This window comes from Bacillus haikouensis, assembly GCF_013179555.1.
Taxonomy (GTDB): Bacteria; Bacillota; Bacilli; order Bacillales; family Bacillaceae_B; genus Rossellomorea; species Rossellomorea haikouensis_A.
In genome coordinates this window covers 1-7,832 of sequence record NZ_JABMCR010000198.1, presented here as the reverse complement: position 1 = coordinate 7,832, position 7,832 = coordinate 1, and the positions used below count along the sequence as shown (strand labels likewise).

General features: G+C 41.4%; 9 protein-coding genes. 7 read left to right on the top strand and 2 right to left on the bottom strand.

All coding sequences use genetic code 11. The annotated features are described in order from the left end of the window. The 5 genes from HP456_RS16775 to HP456_RS25530 form a co-directional block, all read left to right on the top strand. Positions 1–511 (top strand): cytochrome c oxidase subunit 3 (locus tag HP456_RS16775; RefSeq protein WP_172253194.1); only part of this gene is annotated, 511 nt, incomplete at its 5' end. Between the two features lie 4 nt (positions 512–515). After that, positions 516–848 (top strand): cytochrome c oxidase subunit IVB, encoded by a 333-nt coding sequence (ctaF, locus tag HP456_RS16770; RefSeq protein WP_172253170.1) that lies wholly within the window; start codon positions 516–518, stop codon positions 846–848. Positions 849–1,660: 812 nt separating this feature from the next. Then, the gene (gene ctaG, locus HP456_RS16765; RefSeq protein WP_172253168.1) at positions 1,661–2,566 is read left to right on the top strand and encodes a cytochrome c oxidase assembly factor CtaG; all 906 of its coding nucleotides are present in this window, start codon (positions 1,661–1,663) and stop codon (positions 2,564–2,566) included. Positions 2,567–2,636: 70 nt separating this feature from the next. Beyond that, positions 2,637–3,098 carry a DUF420 domain-containing protein gene (locus tag HP456_RS16760; protein ID WP_172253166.1) on the top strand — a complete coding sequence of 154 codons (462 nt, stop codon included), beginning with the start codon at positions 2,637–2,639 and terminating at the stop codon, positions 3,096–3,098. Between the two features lie 104 nt (positions 3,099–3,202). Beyond that, positions 3,203–4,357, top strand: coding sequence for a GNAT family N-acetyltransferase (locus HP456_RS25530; protein WP_312857785.1), 1,155 nt, complete (start codon positions 3,203–3,205; stop codon positions 4,355–4,357). Between the two features lie 47 nt (positions 4,358–4,404). On the opposite strand, the gene ytvI is transcribed toward HP456_RS25530, so the two are convergent. After that, positions 4,405–5,463 (bottom strand): sporulation integral membrane protein YtvI, encoded by a 1,059-nt coding sequence (ytvI, locus tag HP456_RS16750; protein ID WP_172253164.1) that lies wholly within the window; start codon positions 5,461–5,463, stop codon positions 4,405–4,407. A gap of 635 nt (positions 5,464–6,098) precedes the next feature. After that, positions 6,099–6,464 (bottom strand): YugN family protein, encoded by a 366-nt coding sequence (locus HP456_RS16745; RefSeq protein ID WP_172253162.1) that lies wholly within the window; start codon positions 6,462–6,464, stop codon positions 6,099–6,101. Between the two features lie 303 nt (positions 6,465–6,767). Between HP456_RS16745 and HP456_RS16740 the strand changes: the two genes are divergently transcribed. Further along, positions 6,768–7,202 (top strand): CBS domain-containing protein, encoded by a 435-nt coding sequence (locus HP456_RS16740; RefSeq protein ID WP_172253160.1) that lies wholly within the window; start codon positions 6,768–6,770, stop codon positions 7,200–7,202. A gap of 471 nt (positions 7,203–7,673) precedes the next feature. Then, on the top strand, positions 7,674–7,832 hold a 159-nt coding region (locus tag HP456_RS25665), incomplete at its 3' end, for a CAP-associated domain-containing protein (RefSeq protein WP_376766230.1).

Genomic DNA, 7,832 nt, shown 5'->3' with positions numbered 1-7,832 from the left:
GTTCGGATCACTTTTTGCCACCTATTTAGCTCTTAAAAATAAAGTGCCAAGTGACAGTCATGCATTAACAACTGATATTTTTGATCTTCCCTTGTCATTTGTAGCTACGATGCTGCTTTTAACAAGCTCATTAACAAGTGTTTATGCGATGTATCATATGAAGAATTATAACTTCCAACGTATGCAGGCCTGGCTGCTAATCACAGTTTTATTAGGTGCAGGGTTCCTGGCTTTGGAAATTTACGAGTTCAATCATTACGTACATGAATACGGGCATACTTTTACTAGTAGTGCGTTTGGTTCTGCCTTTTACGCACTGGTTGGTTTCCACGGAGGACACGTTGCCTTCGGTCTGCTTTGGATAATCAGTTTAATGCTCCGTAATGCAAAACGAGGTTTAAACCTTTACAACGCACCTAAGTTCTATTTAGCTTCTCTTTACTGGCACTTTATTGACGTTGTGTGGGTATTTATCTTTACAGTAGTATACTTAATGGGAATGGTGGGATAAACTGATGGCGAATCAACAATCAAATTCAGGTAACCCAAGTGTAGATTACGAGTATCGTCGAAGGAAAAATGCAGAAGACATGAGAATGCAGCTTACTTCCTTTATGCTTATGATATTCTTGACATTGGTTGCTTTCATCGCTGTTGCAGGTGATTTCGATAATTACTTCGTAGTACCGTTCATCCTGCTTTTAGCTGTAGTACAACTGATCTTTCAATTATATTATTTCATGCATATGAGTCATAAAGGTCATGAAGCTCCTGCGTTGTTCCTGTACTCTGGTGCACTTGTTGCATTTATCACAGTGTTAACATTTCTAACGATCGTATGGATCTAATAAAAGAGCCAGCCAAGTTTATTATTTGGCTGGCTTTTTTTATGTTAACTATGGGTATGTTTGTCGATTTAAGTCGGACCGCCTCCGCTTTTCGATTGTCCAGCTCCGGGGCTTAGAGGCACATGTCATAAGCCAAATCGTCCAAGAAGGCACAGTAACGCCTTCATGGCCGATTCGTCTTATGCCACCCGCCTCTGAGCAAAGCCCCTCCGCTTTTCTTTCTTGTCCAGCTCCGGCGGCTAGAGGCTCGAGACATAAGCCATGCCATCCAAGAAGGCAAAGAGCGCCTTCATGGCTGCCCTGTCTTATGCTTGTCGCCTCTGGGCGAGCCGCCTCCGCTTTTCAATTGTCCAGCTCCGGCGGCTAGAGGCTCAAGGCATAAGTCATGCCATCCAAAAAGGCAAAGTGCGCCTTCATGGCTGCCCTGTCTTATGCTTGTCGCCTCTGGGCGAGCCGCCTCCGCTTTTCGATTTGTCCAGCTCCGGCGGCTAGAGGCTCAAGGCATAAGTCATGCCATCCAAAAAGGCAAAGTGCGCCTTTATGGCTGCCCTGCCTTATGCTTGTCGCCTCTGGACAAGCCGCCTCCGCTTTTCAATTGTCCAGCTCCGGCGGCTAGAGGCTCAAGGCATAAGTCATGCCATCCAAAAAGGCAAAGTGCGCCTTTATGGCTGCCCTGCCTTATGCTTGTCGCCTCTGGACAAGCCGCCTCCGCTTTTCTAATTGTCATGAACTTGTCATTACATGCGATTGAAGTGGGGGCAGTATGTCAGTATAATGGGTGTATAGGTTTGAATGTGAAATGAGGTGAGGAAATGCCATTGGGTATTTTCGGGTTTATGGCTTTATGGAGCCCATTCTTTATTTTGGCGCTGGTATTTATTACAGTTGGATATTTTTTGGTCACCGTAAAGTGGAGAAGCAGCTTTAAGGAGAGTGTTCCGCTTACTCGAAAAGAAGCCGTTTATTTTATAATGGCAATGCTTCTTTTGTATGCAATCAAGGGTTCACCTGTTGAGGTGATGAGTACGATTCTATTTTCTGCTCATATGACTCAGATGGCGCTTCTTTATTTAGTTGTGACTCCGCTTATCATTCTGGGTATTCCCAATTGGATATGGAAAGCAGCGATTAATTTACCGGCTGTGAAACCGGTATTCAAATTTATGACGAAGCCTTTGATTGCTTTGTTAACTTTCAATATTACTTTTTCCATTTATCATATCCCGCTGGTATTTGATAACGTCAGAACCGATGTGACACTACATGGGTTGGCTACGGTCATTCTGTTCTTATTTGCACTATTTATGTGGTGGCCGTTAATTAATCCAGCCGATGAGGACATCGATTTGAGCGGTTTAAAAAGAATCGGATATATTTTGGGCAGTGCGGTATTATTAACTCCTGCATGTGGATTAATCATCTTTGCAGAAAATCCGCTGTATGCCCCATATTATGATCCACAAGAATTCATGAAGGCGTTAGCCCTTTGTGTTCCAGTGGGTACGTTACAAGGATTAACCTTGTCAGGTCCGGAATTATTTACATCAATGTCGACGATAAATGATCAACAGCTCGGCGGAGTCATTATGAAAATCATCCAGGAGATTGTTTTCGGAGTCTTGCTCTTTAATCTTTTCTTTCAGTGGTACAGAAAAGATATGGAAAGGCAAGAAAGTCAATCGTTCGATCCAATTGTTGACCCCGCTCCTACAGAATGATTGGTGTGCAGGTTTTGCTTAGTGCTGCCTGCCTTACATAGAACAATAACAGAAAAGGTGAGGACTATTAATGGGTGTACCAATATTACCAACCATAAGTACCAGCTTTATTGTCATTAGTGCAATTACGGTTGCAATTGGCTGGTGGCAAATCAAACAGAGAAAAATTGAACAGCATCAGGGAACGATGACACTTGCCGGAATTTTTGCGCTTATTTTCTTCATCATTTATGCCAGCAGGACCATTTTTGTTGGAAATACATCTTTTGGCGGTCCTGACGATATTAAGATTTATTATACAATTTTCTTGATTTTTCATATTACACTGGCTACTACGGGGGCTGTATTCGGTTTAATGAGTTTGTGGACCGGTTATAAAGAGAAATTGGCAAGACATCGTAAGCTTGGACCAGTTACCAGTTTTATTTGGTTTTTCACAGCCATTACTGGAGTGGCTGTCTACCTTCTTTTATATGTGATATATGAAGGTGGGGAAACCACCTCGGTAATAAAAGCGATACTCGGCAACTGATTCAGAAGTCCGCATAAGGATAAACTTATGCGGACTTTTTTTTTCAAAAAGGAATCCTCCCCTTTCTGTCGAATCTACAATTGATAGAGAGGGGAGAATAACAGGTGCAGCATAAAATTACGAAATTAACACAGTCCCATTATGAAGAGTCTTTGCAGTTATCTGAATATGCTTTTCAGTATGTAGTTCCTGAGGAGAAAAGAAAAAATAGACTTGCACAGTTAAATAAACAGGATGTTTTTTGTATATTCAATGATGAGATACTGACTGCGAAACTTCATTTATTGCCGCTGGAAATTTGGCTAGGGAAAGAAAAGTTTTCAATGGGCGGCATTGCTGGGGTAGCCACTTACCCTGAATATAGAAGAAAAGGATATGTGAGGTCTTTAATCTCTCATTCATTGGAACGAATGAAGAACCAGGGTATGATCTTTTCCATGCTCCACCCTTTTAATATCAATTTTTACAGAAAGTACGGCTGGGAGGTATTTGCCTATTTTGATAAAGTGTACTTGAAAAAGAAGGATCTGCAGCCAATGAGCGAGGTAAAAGGTTTCGTAAGGAGATTTAATAAGGATTCTTATCCTGATGAACTTCACAGCATGTATGACCAATATGCAAAAGAACATAATGGGATGCTGGTACGGACTCAAGAATGGTGGAAAGAGAGAAGCATAACCGATCTTTGGATTGCTATCTATTATGATGAAGTAAAGGTTCCTCAAGGATATATTAGTTATGAAGTAAAGAATGAAAAGATGAAGGTAGAAGAATTCGTTCCACTTACATCCGGTGCAAGACTAGGTTTATGGAATTACATATGTCAGCACGACTCTATGATCAACGAAGCAGAGCTGATATTGAATCCAGATGAACCGCTGCCATATTTATTCAGAGATCCACGCGTTAAGATTGAGAAACATCCATATTTTATGAGTCGCATCGTTGAAGTCCGAACATTTCTGAACCGTCATGTAATAAATGTCGAATTTGATGAATGCCTCCAACTCACTATCATAGATGAGCATGCAGGCTGGAACAACCGTACATTTAAAATGGAAAACCAGGTTGTCAAGGAGGGGGATCCATCAGACAGTACTGTAATGATGAACATTAATACATTTTCTGCCCTTATTTTTGGAGTGCATTCACCACATGCATTTCATGCAATGGGGCAGATTGAAGGTAAGAGAGAGGATGTATCTAAACTCGAGAAACTTATACCACGGTACAGGCCATTTTTCAGTGATTTCTTTTAAAGGGAATAAATAGGCGCAACCAGCTTAAACTGGTTGCGCCTATTTAATTACAGTTTGAAATTGGTTTTGATGATGCCTGCTTCCTTCGCTGAATTGAAGACGATTAAGAGAAGTGGACCAATTATGAAGCCTAAGACTCCAAATAACTTTAGGCCAAGATACATGGCAATCAAAGTAGCCAAAGGAGAGAGACCAATATGAGTCCCCATAACTTTTGGTTCCACTGTTCTCCTGATGATGAGCAGGATAGCTGCCAGCACAGCCAGCTGGGTTCCTAAGGCGATATTCCCCGTGATGAGATGGAAGAGCGCCCATGGACCAAGAATGACAATCGATCCTATTAAGGGAATGAAGTCTATGATCCAGATTACAAGTGACATCACAACCGCAATTTCAGGCGAGATAAAGAGAAGTCCTATCAGTGATACAAGGAAGATAATTACACTCACGAGAAACTGAGCTTTAAAGAATCCGAAAATGACATATGAGAGACGAGAAGTCATAAAATTCACTTTCTCGGCTGTCCGTTCGGTAAGATGACTGAAGGTTGAATGTTTGATACCGGGCAGGTCCAGCATAAATAGGAATAAAGCAATCAAATAGACCAGGAAGCTTACAAGATAACTGGGTATGTAAGACAAAAACGCACTGATTTTTTCGATGTTCAACGAACTAAGGATTTTCGTTTTAGCTGAATTCAAGAAATTTTGAACCTCTTCGCTGAATCCGGTAACAACTTCATTTGGCAGGTCTTCTGCTGCATCCAACAGTCTTTCCTCGTAATCCAGCCATATATCACTTAATTGATTGATATATTTCGGCGTGTCCTCAATTAATTTAATTCCTTCTCCGACTACTTTCGTCGTTATAAAGAAAGCGGACAGACCAATCAATAACAAAAATAAGATAAAAACAGATAAAACCGCTATTTTTCTGTTGGTGGAAAATCGTTTTTGAGTAAACTTAACTGCAGGCTCTAAAAATAACGCGGTAATGAGAGCAGTAATTAAGGGGACTGATATTGGCAAAATAAAAAAACATAATAATGCCAGTACGATCAAACTAAAAATAATGATAAAAACTTTTTTGGTGAAGAACTTGGACAATTGAGAACCCCTTTCTGACGTTTCCTCTTACTATTTATTATATTAAAGTAGAGTTAGAATGAACAGTAGGGAAGGGCTGAATCTTAAATATTTTTGTGACATTGATTTTTGATTGGCGAGCCGCCTCCGCTTTTGGTATCATCCAGCTCCGGCGTCTAGAGGCTCGAGACATAAGCCATGCCATCCAAAAGGCAAAAAGCGCCTTTATGGCTGCCCTGTCTTATGCTTGTCGCCTCTGGGCGAGCCGCCTCCGCTTTTGGTATCATCCAGCTCCGGCGTCTAGAGGCTCGAGACATAAGCCATGCCATCCAAAAGGCAAAAAGCGCCTTTATGGCTGCCCTGTCTTATGCTTGTCGCCTCTGGGCGAGCCGCCTCCGCTTTTGGTATCATCCAGCTTCGGCGGCTAGAGGCTCGAGACATAAGATAAGCCACCCAAAAAGGCAAAAAGCGCCTTTCCGGGTGGCTTATCTTATGCTTGTCGCCTCTGGGGCGAGCCGCCTCCGCTTTTGGTATCATCCAGCTCCGGCGGCTAGAGGCTCGAGACATAAGCCATGCCATCCAAAAGGCAAAAAGCGCCTTTATGGCTGCCCTGTCTAATGGTTGTCGCCTCTGGGCGAGCCGCCTCCGCTTTTGGTTTACCAAGCGAATTCTGTTGCTTCTTTTTTTACGTCTGCGATGATTTTTTCGCATGAAGTAAGGAGGTGTTTAGGGAATTCTTCTCCTTCTCCTTCTCCGTATTCCACTCCGTGCGGGTAGTAATGTTTGCCTAATAACGGCGTCATAAGCTGGATGACGGCGTCATGCTTGCCCACGTCACCTTCAACGGCATGACCTTGAATACGAAGGTAATAAAGACCTTCTCTGATTTCAAACTTACGGTCGTAGGTTACTCTCTCATAATCCCATTGTCCTGCACGTACAAGCCCATGAGACTCCATAATTTCATCAAGACGATTTAAATCGACTTTTAAGCTTTCAATTCCACTTTCTTCAAAACGCATAAAAAATCCCTCCTATATTGTCTGGCTCAAGGCTAATGGTGGAATAATCGTGATATAACTATTGTTCCCAAATGCCTTTGCATTCCTCAGGTTAGAAGCATTTATATCGGTAATATGTACGATGATACAAAATGCGGTATTTCTCATACTTAATAATAGTGTAAAATCCATTTTCATGCAATGTCTTGATAATGTTGAATATGTCAATTTCTTTAACGGTGTATAAGTCAAGAAAGATAGAGAAAAATATATCAAGATCAATTTAACGGATAGTAAAATGAACAAATATGGAGGAGGAGCACCATGACCAAATTGGAAAGAATCATGACAAAAGAAGTTGAATCCTGCACGCTGCTGGATAATGTTTATGAAGTTGCAGTGAAAATGAAAGAAAACAATGTTGGTTCAATTCCCATTGTAGACGGCGACAGAATTGTAGGAGTCATCACTGACCGTGATATTGTCACACGTTGTGTAGCCGAAAAACACCCGGCTTCTTCAAAAGTTGAAGATATCATGAGTAGAGACCTCATAACGATCGGTCCGGATGCAGATGTGTCAGAAGCAGCCCACCTGATGGCGGAAAACCAAATTAGAAGGCTCCCGGTGGTAGACGGCAATACATTGGTCGGGATGGTTTCTCTTGGGGACTTTGCCATCAGGGAATCTCTTGTAAAGATGGCTTCGATAGCTCTGGAGGACATTTCAGAATCACACTTCAGCAATAAGCCTTGTTAATGAAGTAAACTCATTAGTGAGAATATATCAGTTATCCTGATGGGAGAGGTGGACTTTACATTCAAAGTTCACCTTTTTGAATGTACCCAAGCAGAATTGATAAAGCCACTAGATTCATTGTCACCCAGTGTTCCTCATTCTGATTATTAAAATATACGCCGCAATTCAGATAAATGTCGTTTGAAAATGATCACCTTTACATATCATTCAGTTTTAGAGAAAATTAAAATATGCTATGCTTTATACATACATAATATTTAGAATCCTTATCAATGGTATAATAATACTAGTATTTCGAGCATATCCTGCTAGAAAAGGTAGAGAGGAGGGAAATCTCTGAAGACGGTTTTTCGTATTGCTATTATACTTATATTTATTCTTTTAATAAGTATTTATCAAAGTCTCAAAGATGAAAATGAACCTCTGAAAGGCCCGGAAACCCAGACACTTAAGAAAGATAATGATAATCAATTGAAACAGCCTGTTGAGAATACAGGGGAACGGCCTGTAACCGGGCTTTCGACATGGATTGGTAAAAGTTCAGAAAAAGTGGTTGAAACTTTTGGAGAACCTGAACGAATTGAGCCAAGCGCATACGGCTACGATTGGTGGGTATATCCTATATCCGCC

What these genes read in the sequence shown, in the direction of transcription:
- ctaF (WP_172253170.1), top strand. Translation starts at nt 516, where the DNA reads ATGGCGAATCAACAATCAAATTCAGGTAACCCAAGTGTAGATTACGAG.
- ctaG (WP_172253168.1), top strand. Translation starts at nt 1,661, where the DNA reads ATGCCATTGGGTATTTTCGGGTTTATGGCTTTATGGAGCCCATTCTTT.
- HP456_RS16760 (WP_172253166.1), top strand. Translation starts at nt 2,637, where the DNA reads ATGGGTGTACCAATATTACCAACCATAAGTACCAGCTTTATTGTCATT.
- HP456_RS16745 (WP_172253162.1), bottom strand. Translation starts at nt 6,464, where the DNA reads ATGCGTTTTGAAGAAAGTGGAATTGAAAGCTTAAAAGTCGATTTAAAT.
- HP456_RS16740 (WP_172253160.1), top strand. Translation starts at nt 6,768, where the DNA reads ATGACCAAATTGGAAAGAATCATGACAAAAGAAGTTGAATCCTGCACG.